The organism is Burkholderia sp. YIM B11467 (assembly GCF_052952715.1).
In genome coordinates, this window is sequence record NZ_JBQVSQ010000002.1 from 108,927 (window position 1) to 126,539 (window position 17,613).

The window sequence follows — 17,613 nt, forward strand, 5'->3', positions numbered from 1 at the left end:
CAGAGAGACTACGGAGACACCCCGCATGAGCACTTTCGACAACGTCGTGGCCGGTCGCGCCACGATGGAAGCTGCCGCCTCCACGCCCGGCGCGATCATCGCGCGGCTCGAGCGGCTTCCGGCCAACGCGATGCAGATCCGCGCGCGCGTGCTGATCGGCACCGCGACGTTCTTCGACGGCTTCGACGTGATCACGATCGCGGCGACGCTGCCGCTGCTGATTCACAAATGGGGGCTGTCGCCGACGCAGATCGGCATGCTGATCGCGTCCGGCGCGATCGGCCAGCTGATCGGCGCATTCCTGTTTCCCGCGCTGGCCGAGAAGCATGGCCGCGTGAAGGCGATCGCGTGGAGCTCGGCCGTGATCGGCATCACGAGCATCGCATGCGGCTTCGCGCCGACCTTCGAGATCTTCGTGCTGCTGCGGATCCTGCAGGGGCTCGGGCTGGGCGGCGAGCTGCCGGTCGCCGCGACGTACATCAACGAGATCACGCGCGCGCATGGCCGTGGCCGCTTCGTGCTGCTGTACGAGATTGTGTTCCCGATCGGCCTGCTCGTGTCGATGGCGCTCGGCGCGTGGCTCGTGCCGCGCTTCGGCTGGGAAATCATGTACTTCGTCGGCGGGCTGCCGCTGATCCTGTCGCTCGTGCTCACGCGTCTCGTGCCGGAATCGCCGCGCTGGCTCGCATCGCGCGGGCGGCTCGCGGAAGCCGGGCGCGCAACGAGCGTGTTCGAAGCGTCGGTGCGCGGCGAGCTGCCGCCGGTCACGCAGGTGGCCGCGTTCGACGAGATGGTGCGCCAGCATCCGAAGCGCAAGATGAGCGACCTGTTCAGCGCCGCGTATCGCAAGCGCACGCTCGCGGTGGCGACGTTGTGGGCGACCTGCGGGTTCATCCAGTACGGGTTGTCGACGTGGCTGCCGACGATCTACAAGAACTTCTATCATGCGCCGCTGCAACTCGCGCTGAACCTCGCGGTGATCGGCTCGGTGATGGGCGTGCTCGGTTCGCTGGCGTCGGCGCTGCTCGTCGACAAGCTCGGCCGCAAGCCGGTGATCGTGTGGTCGTTCGTGCTGTGCGCGCTGTCGCTGGCGTTCGCGGGCATTTATCACGCGTCGTCGGTGTATGTCGTCGCGATCTTCTGTTCGCTGTCGCTCGGGTTGATGGCGTCGGGGTTCATTACCGCGTACGTCTATACGCCGGAACAGTATCCGACGAGCATCCGCGCGTCGGGCTGCGGGCTCGGCAGCGCGTGGTTGAAGATCGCATCGTTCGTCGCGCCGATGGTCGTGCCGCACGCGATCATCGGCGGGAACCTCGCACCGGCGTTTTACCTGATCGGCGTCGTGCCGCTGATCGCCGCAGTGACCGTGCACTTCGTCGGGATCGAGACGAAGGGGAAGGTGCTCGAGGCGCTTGAGGCATAAGCGCAGCCGATAGCGGCGGATGAGATGAAATGGCCCGGACGATGTCCGGGCCTTTTTGCGTTTGGCGTTAGGCATGTTCTAATCCAGCGTCCATGTTCCCGATCGCTGCCGCTGCCATGCCCATGTTCGAACCCGTCACGCTCGATACGCCGCGTCTTCTTCTGCGTCCGCTTCGCGAAGCCGATGCGCACGCACTGTTCGATCTCTGGTCGGATGCCGAAGCGATGCGCTATTTCTCGTTCTCGCCGATGACGCATATCGAGCAGGCAACGGAGCGCGTTGGACGCAACCTGACGACGTCCGCCAGCGGGCAGGATCTGATCTGCGTGCTCGAACTGCGGGAATCCGGCGAAACGCTCGGCGAATGCGTGCTGTTCCATGCGAACGAGCAATGCCGCCGTGCCGAGATCGGCTTCAGCCTGCGGCGCAAGTACTGGAGCGGCGGATATATGCGCGAGGCGACGTCCGCCATGATCGATCATGCGTTCGACACGTTGCGGCTGAACCGGCTCGAAGCCGATATCGATCCGCGCAACGCGGCGTCGGCGCGGCTGCTCGAACGGCTGGGCTTCGCGCGGGAAGGGCTGCTGCGCGAACGCTGGATTGTCGGCGATGAAGTGTCGGACAGCGCGCTGTACGGTTTGCTCGCGAGCGATCGCCGCGGGTGACGCGGCGGGGCCGGTGCCGGTCGCTCACAGTCTCGCGAGCCAGCCCTCGACCATTGCTTTCCCGCGCAGTATCGCGACCCACCGATCCGGCAACGCCTGCTCGCCATACAGCGCACCGGCGAGGCTGCCGGCGATCGCAGCCGTCGTATCCGTGTCGTTGCCGAGCGCGATCGCGCGCTTCACGCAGTCTTCGTAGCTGCCCGTCGACAGCAGGCAGTGGATCGATGACCAGAAGCTGTCGACCACATAACCGGACCCTTGCGGCGCATCGAAGCGGCCGTCGAGCACGATCTTCAGCTCGATCTCGTCGGCCGTGCCTGCGTAGCGCGCCAGCAGTTCGTCTTCAGCCGCGCGCACCGCATCGGGCGCCGGCTGGCCCTCGACGATCCCCAACGCCGTCAGGCTATAAAGCGCGCAGCAAAGCTGCGAGCGCACGTGGCCGTGCGTGACGACGCTCTGCTTGCGTGCGAGCCCGATCGCTTCGTCGCGTGACGCGGCAATCATGACCACGGGAAAGCAGCGCATCAGCGAGCCGTTGCCGTTGTCGCGCTCGTCATCAGGCCCGGCGGTTGCCGGTGCCGCGCCGGCCGCCAGCGCGTGGAACGCACGCTGCGTCTGCAGGCCGACGTCGAACACACGGCCGTCCGGCGTGAATGCGCCGCGATGAAACCAGTCCTGCAGGTTGTCGGCCAACGTGTCGAGATTCAGGTCGCGGTCGTGCAACAGCGCGTCGAGCAGCGCGAGCGCCTGCGCGCCGTCGTCGCTCCAGGTGCCGGGCGGTACGCCGTCGTGCGCGCGTGCAAAGCCGGGCGGCGGCGTCATGTCGATCATGGCGGGCGGCGGGATCGATGCGGCGTCGTGGAATTCGTACGGCACGCCCAGCGCGTCGCCGATCAGCAGGCCAAGCAGGCCGCCGCGCAGGCGGGAAAGTCGGTTCGGAGTGGCGGTCATCGAAAGGTGGCCGGGTGGAGCGGCTCGCGTCGCGGAATACCGTGCAGACTAGACCAATCGCATCGGCGTGCCTAGCTGATGCGATGCGGCCAGTGCGAATGAATGCCGCATGGCCCGCGTGCGCCGGTGAACTAGAGTCGAGCGGTAGCGGATCAAACCACACCGGGAAGACGACGCGCGATGGCCAAGAAATTTCCCCTGCATCCCATGCATCCGGAGAGGATCTGCTGGGGATGCGACAACTATTGCCCGACACACGCGATGCGCTGCGGCAACGGCTCCAGCCGCACCCAGCACCCGAGCGAACTGCTCGGCGACGACTGGTATCGATACGGCGACTGGGGCATCGAAGGCGCGGAGGCCGACGACGCGTCCGAACCCGGCGGGTAGCGATAGCGACAAGTTGCCTCACCCGCGAGCGTCCCGTTTCTTGATCTGCATCACGGTGGCGAAAGGCGTGCCGAAACATCATGAAAAAGATGCATAAGAAACGCATCTTGAAGCGGGCGAGACGTCCGGCGGCAAGGAACCCGCGTTCCGCCGTCGTGTGCGCCGACCCGCGCCCCCATGATCGAGAAAGGAGAGCACCGTGTTTTGCTACCAATGCGAACAGACCGACCGGACTGGCGCGCGGCCCGGCTGCGCGTCGGCGAAGGGCAACTGCGGCAAGGATGCCACGACGGCCGATCTGCAGGACCTGCTGGTCCATGCGGTGAAGGGCATCGCGCAATACGGCGCGATCGCGCGCGCCGCGGGCGAGCCCGATCGCGATGCCGACCGGTTCGTGCTGTACGCGATGTTCACGACCCTGACCAACGTGAATTTCCATGCGGCACGCTTCGTCGCGCTGCTGCGCGACGCGGCGCAGACGCGCGACCGCGTGAAGGCCGCGTGCGAAGCCAACGCACGGGCGGCTGGAGCGGCCGTTCCTGCGCCGCAGGGGCCGGCGACGTGGCAGCCGGCGGGCGATCTCGCCGGCCTGCTGGAACAGGCCGCGACCGTCGGCATCGACACGGGCCTCGACAAGGTGGGCGCAGATATCGTCGGCCTGCGCGCGCTGGTGCTGTACGGGCTGAAGGGCGTGTGCGCATACGCGCATCATGCGCGGGTGCTCGGTTACGAGCGCGACGACATCTACGAGGGTATCGAGGCGGCGCTCGCGTTTCTCGCGAGCGAGCCCGACGACGTCAACGCACTGCTCACACAGGCGCTCGATCTCGGCCGGTTGAACCTGACGGTGATGGAACTGCTCGACAGCGCGAACACCGGCCGTTTCGGCGCGCAGCAGCCGACCGCCGTGCGCGTGTCGCCGGTGACGGGCAAGGCGATCCTCGTGTCGGGCCACGATCTCGGCGATCTGCACGCGCTGCTCGAACAGACGGCCGGCACGGGCATTCACGTGTACACGCACGGCGAAATGTTGCCGGCCCACGCGTACCCGACGCTCAACGCATTTCCGCACCTGGTCGGCAACTACGGCGGGGCGTGGCAGGACCAGCAGAGCGACTTCGCGCATTTCCCCGGGCCGATCCTGATGACGTCCAACTGCATCATCGAGCCGATGCCGCAATACCGGCAGCGCATCTTCACGACGGGGCCGGTCGGCTGGCCGGGTGTGCGCCATCTCGAGCATCACGATTTCTCCACGCTGATGCGCGCCGCGCAGGCGCTGCCCGGTTTCCCGGCCACGGCGCCGGAAGAGACGATCACGGTCGGGTTCGGCCGGCATGCGGTGCTCGGCGTCGCGGACCAGGTCATCGACGCGGTCAAGGCCGGGCAGATCCGCCATTTCTTCCTGATCGGCGGCTGCGACGGCGCGGCGCCGGGCCGCAACTACTACACCGAGTTCGCGGAGCAGGCGCCCGACGACACGGTCGTGATGACGCTCGGCTGCAACAAGTACCGGTTCAACCGGCACGCGTTCGGCGATATCGGCGGCATTCCGCGGCTGCTCGACGTCGGGCAGTGCAACGACAGCTATTCGGCGATCCGGATCGCAACGGCGCTCGCGGACGCGTTCGATTGCGGCGTGAACGACCTGCCGCTGTCGCTCGTGATCTCGTGGTTCGAGCAGAAGGCGGCGGCCGTGCTGCTGACGCTGCTCGCGCTCGGCCTGCGCAACATCCGTCTCGGGCCGACGCTGCCGGCGTTCGTCACGCCGGGCGTGCTCGCGGTGCTGGTCGAGCAGTTCGGCATCCAGCCGATCGGCGACGCCGGTGCCGACCTTGCCGCGTCGCTGGCGCGCAAGGCCGCGTGAGCGGGATCGTTCGATGACTTATCGGATCGAGATCACGACGCGCGACGGCGAACGGTTCGGCTTCGGCTGCGACGCCGAACAGGATTTGCTCGCGGCGGCGGCCGACGCAGGCATCACGCTGCCGTCGCAGTGCCGGCGCGGAAGCTGCGGCGCGTGCCAGGCGACCGTCGTCGACGGTGCGTACGAGATGCAGGCCGACAGCGCCGGCGTGCTGCCGGTCGGCCAACGCGGCGCGGTCCTGTTGTGCCGGACCACGCCGCGCGGCGATCTGCGGGTCGCCGCACCGTACGACCGGACCAAGGTGCTGCTGCATCCGGTGCCGGTGCGCACTGCACGGATCGCGACGCTCGACACGATCGCCGCCGACACGATGCGCGTCGCGTTGCAAGTCGAGCCCGACGACACATTCGGCTCGGCCGTGGAGTTCGAGCCGGGTCAGTTCGCCGAGCTCGAGGTGCCGGGCAGCGGTTTGCGCCGCCCGTATTCGCTCGCGAACACGAGCAACTGGGACGGCCGCCTCGAGTTCCTGATCCGGCTGCGGCCGGATGGCTGGTTCTCGACGTACCTGCGCGAGCGCGCACGGCCGGGCGATCCGCTGACGGTCCGCGTGCCGATGGGCGGTTTCGGGCTGTTCGCGGACAGCCTGCGGCCGCGCTGGTTCGTTGCGGGCGGCACGGGGCTCGCGCCGATCCTGTCGATGTTGCGACGCATGGCCGAGTATCAGGAGATGATCGACGCGCGACTGTTCTTCGGCGTCAATCAGGAAAACGAACTGTTCATGCTCGACGAGCTTGCGCGTTTGCAGACCGACCTGCCGCAATTGCGGGTCGATCTGTGCGTATGGCGGCCGGGTGGGGAGTGGGCCGGATTTCGCGGCACGCCGGTCGACGCGTTGCGCGCGGCGCTCGCGCAGGCCGGTGCGCTGCCGGACATCTACGTGTGCGGGCCGCCGCCGCTCGTGCAGGGTGTGAGGGACGCGGCCATCGTGGCGGGCGTGCCGGATGCGCAGTTCGCGAGCGAGCGTTTTACGGGATGATGCCCGCGGGTGTTGCCTGCGCGTTGCAGCGAGGCGAGGGCGATTTCCCCGGGTGCGGGTGACTTGCCGGATTCACGGGGCGAACGTACTCTTTGTCGACACCACGATCCACCAGCGGGTTCTCGACCATGCAAGCCCATCCCCTGCGTCTTTCTCCCGGCGACGATCTGCGCGCATCCATCGAGGAAGCGTTGCGTTCGCACGCATCGCACGCGGCATTCGTGATCCAGGGCATCGGCAGCCTGAGCGTCGCGCAGTTGCGCTTTGCCGGCGCCGACCTGCCGACCGAACTGCGCGGCGACCTCGAAATCCTGACGCTGGCCGGCTCGGTCTCGCCGGACGGCGCGCACCTGCACATGTCCGTATCCGATGCGAGCGGCCGCGTGTCGGGCGGCCATGTGGCGAGCGGCTGCGTGGTGCGCACGACCGCCGAGATCCTGCTCGCGCTGCTGCCCGCGCATCGTTTCGCTCGCGAACCCGATGCGGGCACCGGCTTCAACGAGCTGGTGATCCGTCGCGAGCCGGGCGGCGACGGCGCGTGAGCGCCGCCGACGCAGCGCCGAAACCGTCGAATATTCAGAACTTCCCACCATCCGTCATTCGCAAGGAGACCCTGCATGGATGATTCCGAAATCGAACAGAAAGTGTGGGACATCGTCCGGACCTGGCTCGAGGGTGCGACGCCCGAGCAATGGCACCGGTTCGCCGCGCGCTCCAATTACGACGGCAACGGACACGCGCTGCGCTGGCTGCTCGACAACCGCAACGTCGATCACGCGACCGCGCTGCTGATCTACTGGAATCTCGGCGCCGCGTGGTTTGTCCAGTACGCGAACGAAAGCGATCTGGGCGACGCGTCGTATCAACTGGACACGTTCCGGCTGCTGCGTGAAATCGAACGGCGCTACGCCGAAGGCTATTACGCCGATCACGGGATCTGGTTCGATCCGCATGACTTCGAAGGCGCGGGCCCGAACGATTATCCGGACGTACCGGTTGCTCGGCCGGTGCCGGCGCTGATGCTGCAGCCGACGAAGGGCCGCGAGTATGTCGATCTCGACGACGCGGAAGGTTATGACGAGGGTCTGCCGTTCGACGTGGTCGAGCGGATCAACGCGCTTTACGACTGACCGGGCCGGTGCCTCGAGCCGAAGCCGCATGAAAAAAAGCGCCGCAGGCATGCAGCCTGCGGCGCCATCGTGCGGCGCCGCGACGGGAACGACCCGCCGCAGCCCGGCTGCGTGCTTACATCTGCACGGTGTCGGCCACTTCCTTGAAGTCTTCGATCTGGTCGAAGTTCATGTACTGGTAGATCTTGTCGCCGTTGGCCGTGAGCACGCCCATGTCGGCCATGTACTCGTCCTTGGTCGGGATCTTGCCCAGACGCGAGCAGATTGCGGCCAGTTCCGCCGAGCCGAGGTACACGTTCGTGTTCTTGCCCAGGCGGTTCGGGAAGTTGCGGGTCGACGTCGACATGACCGTCGCGCCTTCGCGCACTTGTGCCTGGTTACCCATGCACAGCGAGCAGCCCGGCATTTCGGTACGCGCACCGGCCGTGCCGAACACGCCGTAGTGACCTTCTTCGGTCAGCTGCTTCTGGTCCATCTTGGTCGGCGGCGCGACCCACAGCTTGACCGGGATGTCGCGCTTGCCTTCGAGCAGCTTCGACGCGGCACGGAAGTGGCCGATGTTGGTCATGCACGAGCCGATGAACACTTCGTCGATCTTCGCACCGGCCACGTCGGACAGCGTCTTCACGTCGTCCGGGTCGTTCGGGCACGCGACGATCGGCTCATGGATGTCGGCGAGGTCGATCTCGATGACGGCCGCGTAGTCGGCGTCGGCATCCGGCGACAGCAGTTGCGGGTCGGCCAGCCACTGTTCCATCGCCGCGATACGGCGCTGCAGGCTGCGCGGATCCTGATAGCCCTGCGCGATCATCCACTTCAGCAGCGTGACGTTGCTGTTGAGGTATTCGATGATCGGTTCCTTGTTCAGGTGCACCGTGCAACCGGCGGCCGAACGCTCGGCGGACGCATCCGACAGCTCGAACGCTTGCTCGACCTTCAGGTCGGGCAGGCCTTCGATCTCGAGAATGCGGCCCGAGAAGATGTTCTTCTTGCCTTGCTTGGCCACCGTCAGCATGCCTTGCTTGATCGCGTACAACGGAATCGCGTTGACGAGGTCACGCAGCGTCACGCCCGGCTGCATCTTGCCCTTGAAGCGGACCAGCACCGATTCCGGCATGTCCAGCGGCATCGTGCCGGTGGCGGCCGCGAACGCGACCAGGCCCGAGCCTGCCGGGAAGCTGATGCCGATCGGGAAGCGCGTGTGCGAATCGCCGCCGGTGCCGACGGTGTCGGGCAGCAGCATGCGGTTCAGCCACGAGTGGATCACGCCGTCGCCCGGGCGCAGCGCGATGCCGCCGCGCGTGCTGATGAAGTTCGGCAGCGTCTGGTGCGTCTTCACGTCCACCGGCTTCGGATAAGCGGCGGTGTGGCAGAACGACTGCATCACGAGATCGGCCGAGAAGCCGAGGCAGGCGAGGTCCTTCAGTTCGTCGCGGGTCATCGGGCCCGTGGTGTCCTGCGAGCCGACCGAGGTCATCTTCGGTTCGCAGTACGTGCCCGGGCGGACGCCCTGGCCTTCCGGCAGACCGCACGCGCGGCCGACCATCTTCTGCGCGAGCGAGAAGCCCTTGCCGCTGTCGGCCGGCTGATGCGGCTGGCGGAACAGCGTCGACGGCGCGAGGCCCAGCGCTTCGCGTGCCTTCGCGGTCAGGCCGCGGCCGATGATCAGCGGAATGCGGCCGCCGGCGCGCACTTCGTCGAACAGCACGTCGGACTTGACCTGGAATTCGGCGATCACGGCGCCGTTCTTCAGTGCCTTGCCGTCGTACGGGCGCAGTTCGACCACGTCGCCCATTTCCATCAGCGACACGTCGAGTTCGATCGGCAGTGCGCCGGCATCTTCCATCGTGTTGTAGAAGATCGGGGCGATCTTGCTGCCGAGGCACACGCCGCCGAAACGCTTGTTCGGGACGAACGGGATGTCTTCGCCGGTGAACCACAGCACCGAGTTGGTGGCCGACTTGCGCGAGGAGCCGGTGCCGACCACGTCGCCCACGTAGGCGACCAGGTGGCCCTTTTCCTTCAGCGATTCGATGAACTTGACCGGGCCGCGCTTGCCGTCTTCTTCCGGCGTGATGCCCGGGCGCGTGTTCTTCAGCATCGCCAGCGCGTGCATCGGGATGTCCGGGCGGGTGGTGGCGTCCGGCGCCGGCGACAGGTCGTCGGTGTTGGTTTCGCCCGTCACCTTGAAGACGGTGATGGTCAGGCTTTGCGGCACTTCCGGACGGCTGGTGAACCATTCGGCGTCGGCCCAGCTTTGCAGCACGGCCTTCGCGTGCGCGTTGCCCTTGTCGGCGAGTTCCTTCACGTCATGGAACTGGTCGAACATCAGCAGGGTTTTCTTCAGCGCGTCGGCGGCGACGGCCGCGACTGCGTCGTCGGACAGCAGTTCGATCAGCGGCTGGATGTTGTAGCCGCCCAGCATCGTGCCGAGCAGTTCGGTGGCGCGTTCGCGCGAGATCAGCGGGCAGGCGGTCTCGCCCTTGGCCACGGCGGCCAGGAAGCCGGCCTTCACGCGGGCGGCTTCGTCGACGCCGGCGGGCACGCGGTAGGTGATCAGTTCGAGCAGCGTCTGCTCTTCGCCGGCGGGCGGGTTCGTCAGCAGTTCCACCAGTTCGGCGGTCTGCTGAGCCGTCAGCGGCAGGGGAGGAATACCGAGCGCGGCGCGGGCGGCCACGTGAGCACGAAAGTTTTCAAGCATGGGGAGACCTGCTGATATTGCGTTTGAGGGGAAGGCCGTTCCGGCACTCCGGGGCTGTTCCAGGCACTGCTTTGAACGCGATTCTAATCGCATCACTCTATAACGTCAAATGTCTTATGTCTTATATAAGACTTGCGGCGCGGACCGTTCGAGGCCGCGGCGGGCGATGGCATGCACCGTGTCACGAAGCCACCGGCCTCGATTCGGATTGCCGGTGCGGCACATATCTGCACAAGCACGCAAGAAACGGTACACACGCGGCGCTTCCCCACGCCTACGCTTCGTGTCGCGCGGCTTGCAATCCGGTTTCAAAGGCGCGGGGCGAAAAAGGGGCGTGCGCCCGTCGATTCGTCCTGAGCGGTCGCGATGCCTTCAACTCCGTCGATCAAGAACATGCGATCCCGAGATTCGATTGTCCTGCTGGTGTCACTCGTCGCGTCGTCGGTCGTCCAGGCGGCCAGGACCGGTGACGAGACGCGTGGTGCGGCCAGCCGGCCCGTCGCGCTGGTCTATCGCGGGCCCGCGGCGTGCGACGGTTGTCCCGAGGCGATCGCCGCGCGCCTGCAGGAGTCGGACTACAGGTTCAGGGTGATCTACGTCGGGCCGGCGGAAAGGCTCAAGATCACGCCCGGCGCGCTGGCCGGTGCCGCGTTATACGTCCAGCCCGGCGGCGGGCAGGACATTTCCGGCGCGGCCGCCAGCATCGGGAGAAACTCGATCAGGGCCGTGCGGCACTACGTGTCGAACGGCGGGCGATACCTGGGCATCTGCATGGGCGCGTACCTGGCGGGCGACCAGGGTTTCGGGCTGGTCGACGGCGAGATCGACTCCGAGGTCGACCGGCCGGGCTCGACGATTCACGGTATCGCGGACACGGTGGCGCCGGTCGTCTGGCGCGGGAAAAAGCACTGGATCTACTTCCAGGATGGCGCGACGCTTCCGGTCGCCCGAACCGGCTCCGGCGGTGTCGTGCTGGCGACCTATCCGAACAACGATATCGCGGCCGCGACATACCGCTACGGCAAAGGGCGCGTCGGGCTCGTCGGCCCGCATCCCGAGGCCGATGCAAGCTGGTATCGCCAATACCGTCTCAGGAACCCGGACGGCGTTTTGCCGGACATGGCGTACGACCTGATCAACGCCACGATGAAGCCATAACGGCGCGTGTCCTACTTTCGCTTGGCGCGATACGCGTCGAGATTCTTCCGCGCCTGCGCGCGGATCGCGCGTTGCACGAAAGGCGTCCAGCCGAGCAGGGCGCCCTTGAGCCCGAGCGCCTGACGTGCCCAGCGCCACAGGTCGAAACTGTCGCGATGCTCGACGATGCGCCCGTCGCGAAACCGGAACTGTGCGCGGATCCGGTTGACCACCATCCGGCCGGTCGCAGTGAACCGGTAGTGCGCGACCCACTCCGCGTGCCCGGTCTGCTCGTCCGCGTCGACCTCGCCGAACGTCAACGAAAATTCCTGCGCACGTGCGACCAGCATGCGCCACATGTCGCGGGCGAGCTCGCCGCGCAGTTCACCGAATGCGGCGTCGCTGAAGACGACGTCGTCGGCATAACAAGCGAGCATCGCGTCGATGTCGCGCTGCTGGAAGGCTGTGTAAAAGCGCTGGATCAGCTCGGTGTTCGGATGACTCATCTTTTAATTGGCTGTCGTTGTAGATGAAGCGGCGTCTCGACGCGGCGGCCGGAAGCCGGGCAAGCCACTGTAGCGGAAATCGAATGCGCTGTCGCCGACGGGCGCGCTCGCGCGCGGTGATTTCTCCCGGCTGTTCCGCCGGCCGGCCAATTGATGGAAAATCGCGCGCTGGAGGCCGGCAAGGCCCCGACCTGAGAGCGCGTTGACCGTCGAGAACCCATCCATGAAATTCCGCATTGAAGCGCCGTTCCGGCGCACGTTGTTGCTCGTGCTGCTTGCGCACGCATCCGAATCCTTCGCGGCCGGGCTCGACTGCACGCAGGCAACCAGTCCGACGGAAAAGGCCGTGTGCGCGTCGAACGACCTGCATCTGGACGACGGCAGGCTGTCGGCCTTTTACCGGAAGCTGTCCGATGCGTTGCCGCCAGGGCAGCGCACGACGTTGCGCACCGCGCAGCTCGGCTGGCTGAAGACCCGCGATCAATGCGGCGCCGATCACGGCTGCCTCGAGCAGCGCTATCTGTCGCGCATCGCCGATCTGCAAGCGCGGCTCGCCACGGTGCTCGCATATCGCCCCGACGCCGAAGACAAGGCCGCGCTCGACGACTTGCGTACGCTCGTCGAACAGGCGCGCCGAACGGATTCACGCTCGCCGGTCGACAAAGCGATCGAGCGGCTGCGGATCAAGGACGCCGTCACGCACTTTTCGAGCGAATCCGGCGGCGAGCAGGGGCCGGTTTTCCCGGCGGCCCGGCCCGGCGGCGTGACGGCCGACGAATGGAAAGCGTTGAAGGCGTCGCAGATCGACAACGACGACACGGCGATGGGCGCGTTCTACACGCTCATCGATCTCGACGGTGACGGGCGGCGCGATCTGGTCGTCGAATCGGCATCGAACGGAACCGGGTTGTGGTCGTCGGTCGACGTCTTGCGGCGCAACGGCGGCAAGTTCGAGGTGCCCGGCGAGTCGAACGAGGCGATCGAACGCAGCCTGTACACGACGAACGGCCGCGGCGCGAATCAGGCGGCCGAATGGATTCGCGTGCGCGGGCGCGTCTATGCGCTTTATCGCGACAGTCATTACGGGGTGGACGAGTTTTACCTGCTGCGACCATTTACCGTCGTCGACCAGGTGCCGAAACTGACGGTGCACTACCGTTACCGTCTGTCGGTGCCGGTCGAGCAGCACGATGAAGGTGGGAAGAGCACGACGGTGCTCGATGGCACGTTGCATGCGGCCCTCGAACAGGCGCTGCACGCGGTGAGCGACAGCACCGCGCTCGATGCCGGCGCCGACAAGCCGCTATGCCCGATTCCGCCCGACGTGCAAGGCGACGATCGCAGCGAGTATTCGAACTACGGCCCCGGCCACTACACGTACGAGATCGTCGGCGACATGCCGGTTCATGTCGGCGGCAAGTGCTACATCGGCCGGCTGATCGACTGGTTCGGGCAATACGGAAAGGACGGGCTGACAGCGCAGTTGTCGATGCGACTTCCCCGCGACGACACGGATCACGAGCAGACGTTCAGCGTGACCGGCAGCCGGGTCGTGACGTCCGTCGCGACCTCGATCGAGAAAATGACGGTAAACAGCGGGAATTGACGTCTGCGCTCACGATTGCGGCGCAGCCGGCTTGCCACCGGATTCGCGTCAGCGGGCCGCCATCGCGACGTCCTGATGGTCGCGCCCCGTCACCAGGCAGCCCGACATGAACGCCTCGCTCTGGCTGCTGGCGGCTGCCGCGCCGAAGCCGCGGCCGAGCGCGTCGACCTTCACCTGCGCGGCGCCTTGTTCGCACGCAAGCGGGCTGGCGTCGCGGCCCTGCGCATGCAGGATCGCACGATCGCCAATGAGATAGGCCAGCAACGCGAAAACAGCGATATGTACGGCTCGTCTCATGGTTTGTCTCCTCGTTGCTCAAGCGTAACGCGGACACGTTCGACGAAGCACTTGGGGGTTCCCCTTGTAAACGTCTGCTGAAACGGGGGCGGGGCAGAGGGAATCTGTCCCGTTTTTGATGGCTCGCGAGCAGGAGGCGTTGGCGGCTTTCGGGCCGGCGGCCGGCGGTTTCAATGCGTCCAGCAGACGAAGCCGAGCGTGCAGCACGGCCATCGTGCGCCAGATTTCCGTGCGGCAGGCGGGTGATTCGCGCGAGTTTGACGAATGTCAGGGTGCGGGTGGGAGGGGACGGTCGCGCGGCCGTTCAAAGCGATAGCATGAATGCATGATTTGACGGAACGCGATGCCTGACGAACGCAACGCATCGGATCCGGCAAGCAGGTCCGTGTTGAATATCGCTGTCGAAATAGTGAGGAATCCAAATGTTGAACGTCTCTTCCGTACTGATCAGTCTCGCTCCGATGTGGGCAATTCTGCTGGTTGCGTCTTCGGCGGCCGCCTATTTTGTGTTCTGGCGCAAGGCCATCAAATAAACGCTGCGCGACAGGCGCGCGTGGCGCGCCATGCCTGTCATTCATTGCACCGCAGTTACCGGCACATTCGAAATCCGCACCAGCCGGTCCATCACGCTGCGGCGAAATACCGACAACAGCGTATGAAGCGGATCCTGCCGCGGCGCGACGACCACGATCTCGTCGCACCCGGTCTCGGCTGCCGCGGCTGCGATCGTATCGGCCACCGGCCCGACCTTCATCACGACGCTGAATTTCACGTTCGCATCGCGCAAGATCCGCTCGGCCATCGCGAGATCGTCGGTCGCGAATTTCTCCTCGATCGCGCGCAGCCGCGACAGCGGGTGAAACGCCTCGAGCCGCGTCGATTCGAGCGGCGCCTGGACGTTGATCAGCACGATTTCCGACGCGCACCGCTCTCGATACAGAAACGTTGCGTGCCGGACGGCCTGAAGCGAGCGCGGCGAATGGCCAACCGGAACCAGCAGCTTGAGCATGGACGATGTCCCAGGAACGAAGTACTTCCAGCGTAGCGTTCCGCCGCCGGAAGCGATCTAAAGAGATCGGATGTCCGCGTAAAAAAGTCGTTAACGCGGGCGGTGTCGTGGCGCGTCTATTAGAAATATAAGAAATTTAAGTTTATGCGCATAAACGAGGACGCCGGCCGTCCGCGCCACCCCGATTCAGTCGAATCCGCAATGAATTGCGCCGCAAAATATCGGAGGTCGCCTGGAAAGCGTCGCGTAGAGTAGAGCATCGGCCGCCGCCCAGCGGCCCGCCATTCGATAACGCTTCCCAGGAGACCCGCATGCCGCACGGCGCCCCGCAGCTTCTCGCTCCCGCTTCCATTCCCGTCGACCCGATCGTGCGCCTGTCGGCAGGCGAACTCGCGTCGGCGATCCGCAGCAAGGCGGTCTCGTGCGTCGAGACGATGCGCGCGTATCTCGACCACGTCGAGCGCGTGAACGGCGCGGTCAACGCGATCGTCGCGCTGCGCGACCGCGACGCGCTGCTCGCCGAAGCCGCGGAAAAGGATGCCGCGCTGGCGCGCGGCGAGTATCACGGCTGGATGCACGGGATGCCGCAGGCGCCGAAGGATCTGGCGATGACGAAGGGGCTGCGGACGACCTACGGTTCGCCGATCTTCCGCGAGAACGTGCCGCAGGCCGATTCCGTGGGCGTCGCGCGGATGCGCGCGGCCGGCGCGATCTTCATCGGCAAGACCAACACGCCCGAATTCGGGCTCGGCTCGCATACGTTCAACGAGGTGTATGGCGCGACGCGCAATCCGTATGACCTGACGAAGAGCGCGGGCGGCAGCAGCGGCGGCACGGCGGCGGCGCTCGCGTCGCGGATGCTGCCGGTGGCGGACGGCAGCGATTTCGGCGGTTCGCTGCGCAATCCGGCCGCGTTCTGCAACATCTACGGCATGCGCCCGTCGCAGGGCCGTGTGCCGCGCTGGCCGGGTGTCGACGTGTTCGTGCAGCAGCTCGGCATCGAAGGGCCGATGGGCCGCACGGTCGGTGACGTCGCGCAACTGCTCGCGATCCAGGCCGGCTACGACGCCAACGATCCGCTGTCGCTCGCGGAAGATCCGGCGGTGTTCGCGCAGCCGCTCGACACGGACCTGCGCGGCAAGCGCATCGCGTGGGTCGGCGACTGGAACGGTTATCTCGCGACCGAGGCTGGCGTGCTCGCGCAGTGCGAGCAGGGGCTGGCGACGCTGCGCGAGATCGGCTGCGACGTCGATGCCGCGCTGCCGGCGTTCGCGCCCGACCGGATCTGGCGCCTGTGGCTCGCGCACCGGCATCTGCTGTCCGGCGGCGGGCTGCTCGCGCACTATCGCGACCCGGCGCGCCGCGCGCTGCTGAAGCCCGAGGCGATCTACGAGATCGAAGGGCTGCTCGCGATGCAGGGCGCGGCGGTGTTCGACGCGAGCGTCGAGCGCACCGCGTGGCATCAGGCCGTGCTGAGCTTCTTCGACCGTTACGACTTCATCGCGGCGCCGACCGCGCAGGTGTTCCCGTTCGACGTCGACCAGCGCTGGCCGAAGGAGATCGCGGGCCGCGCGATGGACACCTACCATCGCTGGATGGAAACCGTCGTGCCGTGGACGCTGGCCGGCTGCCCGGTGATCAACGTGCCGGTTGGCTTCAACGACGCGGGGCTGCCGATGGGGATGCAGTTGATCGGGCGCCCGCGCGCCGATCTCGCCGTGCTGCAGCTCGCGCGTGGCTACGAACAGGCGGCTGACTGGGTCGGCCGGCGGCTGCCGGCATGGATGGCCACGTAACGTCGCGGCCCGCCGGTAGCAGGTAGCCGGTGGCGGAGTGTCGAAACGGGCGGCGGCGAGCTGCCCGTTTTGCTTCGATCCCGGCGCGCGGTGCCCGTCGGTGCGAGGCGACAGCGATGCGTTTCGCCGTGCCGCTTGCGCAGGCGCTGCAAACAGCCGTCATTGATGCGGTCGGAGAGCGAATACCGGCGCCTGCCAGATATTGCGCGGCAATCGCGGATGAATCCGCGCGATGGTGTCCGTCGGTCGCGGAATGGCAAGCGGCCGCGCGGCGCGATTTCGTTTCGATGTGTTTCAGTCGTTGCGGCGGCGTGCGACGCGCTTCGACAATATCGGCCTCAATCATTCGGGCACGAGGGAAACACATGAAGCACATTCGCGCGACCGGCAGGCATCTGGCCTCGGCAGGCATTGCGTTCGGCATTCTGGTGAGCGGCGCCGCGCACGCGCAGCTCGACCTGCAGTCGATCGGCGCGTCGCTGCTCGGCGGCGGGCAGCAGCAGGCGGCGCCCGCGCAGGGCGGCGTCGCGCAACTGCTGCAGGCGTATGTCGGCGCGAACCAGCAGGTGCTGTCCGGCCAGTCGTCGCTCGCGTCGGCGATGGGGTTGACCGGTGCGGCCGGGCAGGCGCAGCAGGCCGCGAGCCAACTGGCCGGCGGCAATGCGCTGACGCCGGCCGCGCTGTCGCAGATGGGCGGCGCACAGCAGTCGGTGTCGCAGGCGCTCGGCCAGGCTTTCGCGAGCGGTAGCGCGACGCACGGCCCGGTCGACAAGCAGGCGTTCAGCAATGGCCTCACGTCGCTCGGGCAGGGGCTCACGCAGTATTCGCAACTGCAGTCGGGGCTCGGCAATCTCGGTTCGACGAGCGCGGCGTCGCTGCTGCAGTCGGGCCTGAATCCGCAGAACATGCAGGCCGCGTCGTATATCGCGCAAAGCGCGCCGGGCCAGTTGCAGTCGCTCGCGGCGACGCTCAGCCAGGCCGTGCAGTTCGCGACGAGCCAGGGCATTTCGGTGCCGTCGGTCGCGTCGTCCGCGCTGAAGCTGCTGCCGTAACGTTGCGCGGGCGTGCGCGCGGTGCGGTGCCGGCATCGCGC

16 protein-coding genes are annotated in these 17,613 nt (G+C 66.7%); 11 read left to right on the forward strand and 5 right to left on the reverse strand.

The genetic code is table 11. The features are described 5' to 3' along the window. Positions 1-25: 25 nt before the first annotated feature. Complete coding sequence (locus tag ACTRWB_RS07700; protein ID WP_343493218.1) at positions 26-1,426, forward strand: MFS transporter; 1,401 nt, start codon at positions 26-28, stop codon at positions 1,424-1,426. Positions 1,427-1,542: 116 nt separating this feature from the next. Then, positions 1,543-2,094 carry a GNAT family N-acetyltransferase gene (locus ACTRWB_RS07705; protein WP_446901477.1) on the forward strand — a complete coding sequence of 184 codons (552 nt, stop codon included), beginning with the start codon at positions 1,543-1,545 and terminating at the stop codon, positions 2,092-2,094. 24 nt (positions 2,095-2,118) lie between these two features. Here the strand turns inward: ACTRWB_RS07705 and ACTRWB_RS07710 are convergent, their stop codons facing one another. Then, on the reverse strand, positions 2,119-3,045 hold the full coding sequence (locus ACTRWB_RS07710) for an ADP-ribosylglycohydrolase family protein (RefSeq protein ID WP_446901478.1): 927 nt from the start codon (positions 3,043-3,045) through the stop codon (positions 2,119-2,121). Between the two features lie 180 nt (positions 3,046-3,225). Between ACTRWB_RS07710 and ACTRWB_RS07715 the strand changes: the two genes are divergently transcribed. The 5 genes from ACTRWB_RS07715 (at position 3,226) to ACTRWB_RS07735 (ending at position 7,468) form a co-directional block, all read left to right on the forward strand. After that, the gene (locus ACTRWB_RS07715; protein ID WP_446901479.1) at positions 3,226-3,435 is read left to right on the forward strand and encodes a DUF3079 domain-containing protein; all 210 of its coding nucleotides are present in this window, start codon (positions 3,226-3,228) and stop codon (positions 3,433-3,435) included. Between the two features lie 199 nt (positions 3,436-3,634). Beyond that, positions 3,635-5,302: a hydroxylamine reductase gene (gene hcp / locus ACTRWB_RS07720; protein WP_446901480.1), complete on the forward strand. Its 1,668-nt coding sequence runs from the start codon at positions 3,635-3,637 to the stop codon at positions 5,300-5,302. Positions 5,303-5,315: 13 nt separating this feature from the next. Further along, positions 5,316-6,338, forward strand: coding sequence for an FAD-binding oxidoreductase (locus ACTRWB_RS07725; RefSeq protein WP_446901481.1), 1,023 nt, complete (start codon positions 5,316-5,318; stop codon positions 6,336-6,338). 128 nt (positions 6,339-6,466) lie between these two features. Continuing rightward, entirely contained in the window at positions 6,467-6,880 is a 414-nt protein-coding gene (locus ACTRWB_RS07730; protein WP_412024278.1) for a PPC domain-containing DNA-binding protein, read from the forward strand. 75 nt (positions 6,881-6,955) lie between these two features. Then, entirely contained in the window at positions 6,956-7,468 is a 513-nt protein-coding gene (locus ACTRWB_RS07735; protein WP_129515207.1) for a DUF4274 domain-containing protein, read from the forward strand. Positions 7,469-7,583: 115 nt separating this feature from the next. On the opposite strand, the gene acnB is transcribed toward ACTRWB_RS07735, so the two are convergent. Beyond that, positions 7,584-10,169 carry a bifunctional aconitate hydratase 2/2-methylisocitrate dehydratase gene (acnB, locus tag ACTRWB_RS07740; protein WP_446901482.1) on the reverse strand — a complete coding sequence of 862 codons (2,586 nt, stop codon included), beginning with the start codon at positions 10,167-10,169 and terminating at the stop codon, positions 7,584-7,586. 393 nt (positions 10,170-10,562) lie between these two features. Between acnB and ACTRWB_RS07745 the strand changes: the two genes are divergently transcribed. Then, positions 10,563-11,327, forward strand: a complete 765-nt coding sequence (locus ACTRWB_RS07745; RefSeq protein ID WP_446901483.1) for a BPL-N domain-containing protein — start codon at positions 10,563-10,565, stop codon at positions 11,325-11,327. An 11-nt stretch (positions 11,328-11,338) separates the two neighbouring features. Here ACTRWB_RS07745 and ACTRWB_RS07750 read toward each other — a convergent pair whose 3' ends face one another. Further along, the gene (locus ACTRWB_RS07750; RefSeq protein ID WP_446901484.1) at positions 11,339-11,812 is read right to left on the reverse strand and encodes a nuclear transport factor 2 family protein; all 474 of its coding nucleotides are present in this window, start codon (positions 11,810-11,812) and stop codon (positions 11,339-11,341) included. Between the two features lie 223 nt (positions 11,813-12,035). Here ACTRWB_RS07750 and ACTRWB_RS07755 point away from each other — a divergent pair, with 223 nt between their 5' ends. After that, positions 12,036-13,418: a lysozyme inhibitor LprI family protein gene (locus tag ACTRWB_RS07755; protein WP_446901485.1), complete on the forward strand. Its 1,383-nt coding sequence runs from the start codon at positions 12,036-12,038 to the stop codon at positions 13,416-13,418. Between the two features lie 48 nt (positions 13,419-13,466). Here the strand turns inward: ACTRWB_RS07755 and ACTRWB_RS07760 are convergent, their stop codons facing one another. Then, positions 13,467-13,715 carry a hypothetical protein gene (locus tag ACTRWB_RS07760; protein ID WP_048247408.1) on the reverse strand — a complete coding sequence of 83 codons (249 nt, stop codon included), beginning with the start codon at positions 13,713-13,715 and terminating at the stop codon, positions 13,467-13,469. A gap of 574 nt (positions 13,716-14,289) precedes the next feature. Continuing rightward, positions 14,290-14,724, reverse strand: a complete 435-nt coding sequence (locus tag ACTRWB_RS07765) for a universal stress protein (RefSeq protein WP_446901486.1) — start codon at positions 14,722-14,724, stop codon at positions 14,290-14,292. A gap of 311 nt (positions 14,725-15,035) precedes the next feature. On the opposite strand from ACTRWB_RS07765, the gene ACTRWB_RS07770 reads away from it, so the two are divergent. Beyond that, positions 15,036-16,520, forward strand: a complete 1,485-nt coding sequence (locus ACTRWB_RS07770; RefSeq protein ID WP_446901487.1) for an amidase — start codon at positions 15,036-15,038, stop codon at positions 16,518-16,520. Between the two features lie 365 nt (positions 16,521-16,885). After that, a complete protein-coding gene (locus tag ACTRWB_RS07775) occupies positions 16,886-17,572 on the forward strand; it encodes a hypothetical protein (protein WP_343493231.1) in 687 nt (228 codons plus the stop codon). The last annotated feature ends 41 nt before the right edge of the window (positions 17,573-17,613 follow it).

Excerpts from the sequence above, each read along its gene's own strand:
- ACTRWB_RS07700 (WP_343493218.1), top strand. The coding sequence starts at position 26 with ATGAGCACTTTCGACAACGTCGTGGCCGGTCGCGCCACGATGGAAGCT.
- ACTRWB_RS07705 (WP_446901477.1), top strand. The coding sequence starts at position 1,543 with ATGCCCATGTTCGAACCCGTCACGCTCGATACGCCGCGTCTTCTTCTG.
- ACTRWB_RS07710 (WP_446901478.1), bottom strand. The coding sequence starts at position 3,045 with ATGACCGCCACTCCGAACCGACTTTCCCGCCTGCGCGGCGGCCTGCTT.
- ACTRWB_RS07715 (WP_446901479.1), top strand. The coding sequence starts at position 3,226 with ATGGCCAAGAAATTTCCCCTGCATCCCATGCATCCGGAGAGGATCTGC.
- ACTRWB_RS07725 (WP_446901481.1), top strand. The coding sequence starts at position 5,316 with ATGACTTATCGGATCGAGATCACGACGCGCGACGGCGAACGGTTCGGC.
- ACTRWB_RS07730 (WP_412024278.1), top strand. The coding sequence starts at position 6,467 with ATGCAAGCCCATCCCCTGCGTCTTTCTCCCGGCGACGATCTGCGCGCA.
- ACTRWB_RS07735 (WP_129515207.1), top strand. The coding sequence starts at position 6,956 with ATGGATGATTCCGAAATCGAACAGAAAGTGTGGGACATCGTCCGGACC.
- acnB (WP_446901482.1), bottom strand. The coding sequence starts at position 10,169 with ATGCTTGAAAACTTTCGTGCTCACGTGGCCGCCCGCGCCGCGCTCGGT.
- ACTRWB_RS07745 (WP_446901483.1), top strand. The coding sequence starts at position 10,563 with ATGCGATCCCGAGATTCGATTGTCCTGCTGGTGTCACTCGTCGCGTCG.
- ACTRWB_RS07750 (WP_446901484.1), bottom strand. The coding sequence starts at position 11,812 with ATGAGTCATCCGAACACCGAGCTGATCCAGCGCTTTTACACAGCCTTC.
- ACTRWB_RS07755 (WP_446901485.1), top strand. The coding sequence starts at position 12,036 with ATGAAATTCCGCATTGAAGCGCCGTTCCGGCGCACGTTGTTGCTCGTG.
- ACTRWB_RS07760 (WP_048247408.1), bottom strand. The coding sequence starts at position 13,715 with ATGAGACGAGCCGTACATATCGCTGTTTTCGCGTTGCTGGCCTATCTC.
- ACTRWB_RS07765 (WP_446901486.1), bottom strand. The coding sequence starts at position 14,724 with ATGCTCAAGCTGCTGGTTCCGGTTGGCCATTCGCCGCGCTCGCTTCAG.
- ACTRWB_RS07770 (WP_446901487.1), top strand. The coding sequence starts at position 15,036 with ATGCCGCACGGCGCCCCGCAGCTTCTCGCTCCCGCTTCCATTCCCGTC.
- ACTRWB_RS07775 (WP_343493231.1), top strand. The coding sequence starts at position 16,886 with ATGAAGCACATTCGCGCGACCGGCAGGCATCTGGCCTCGGCAGGCATT.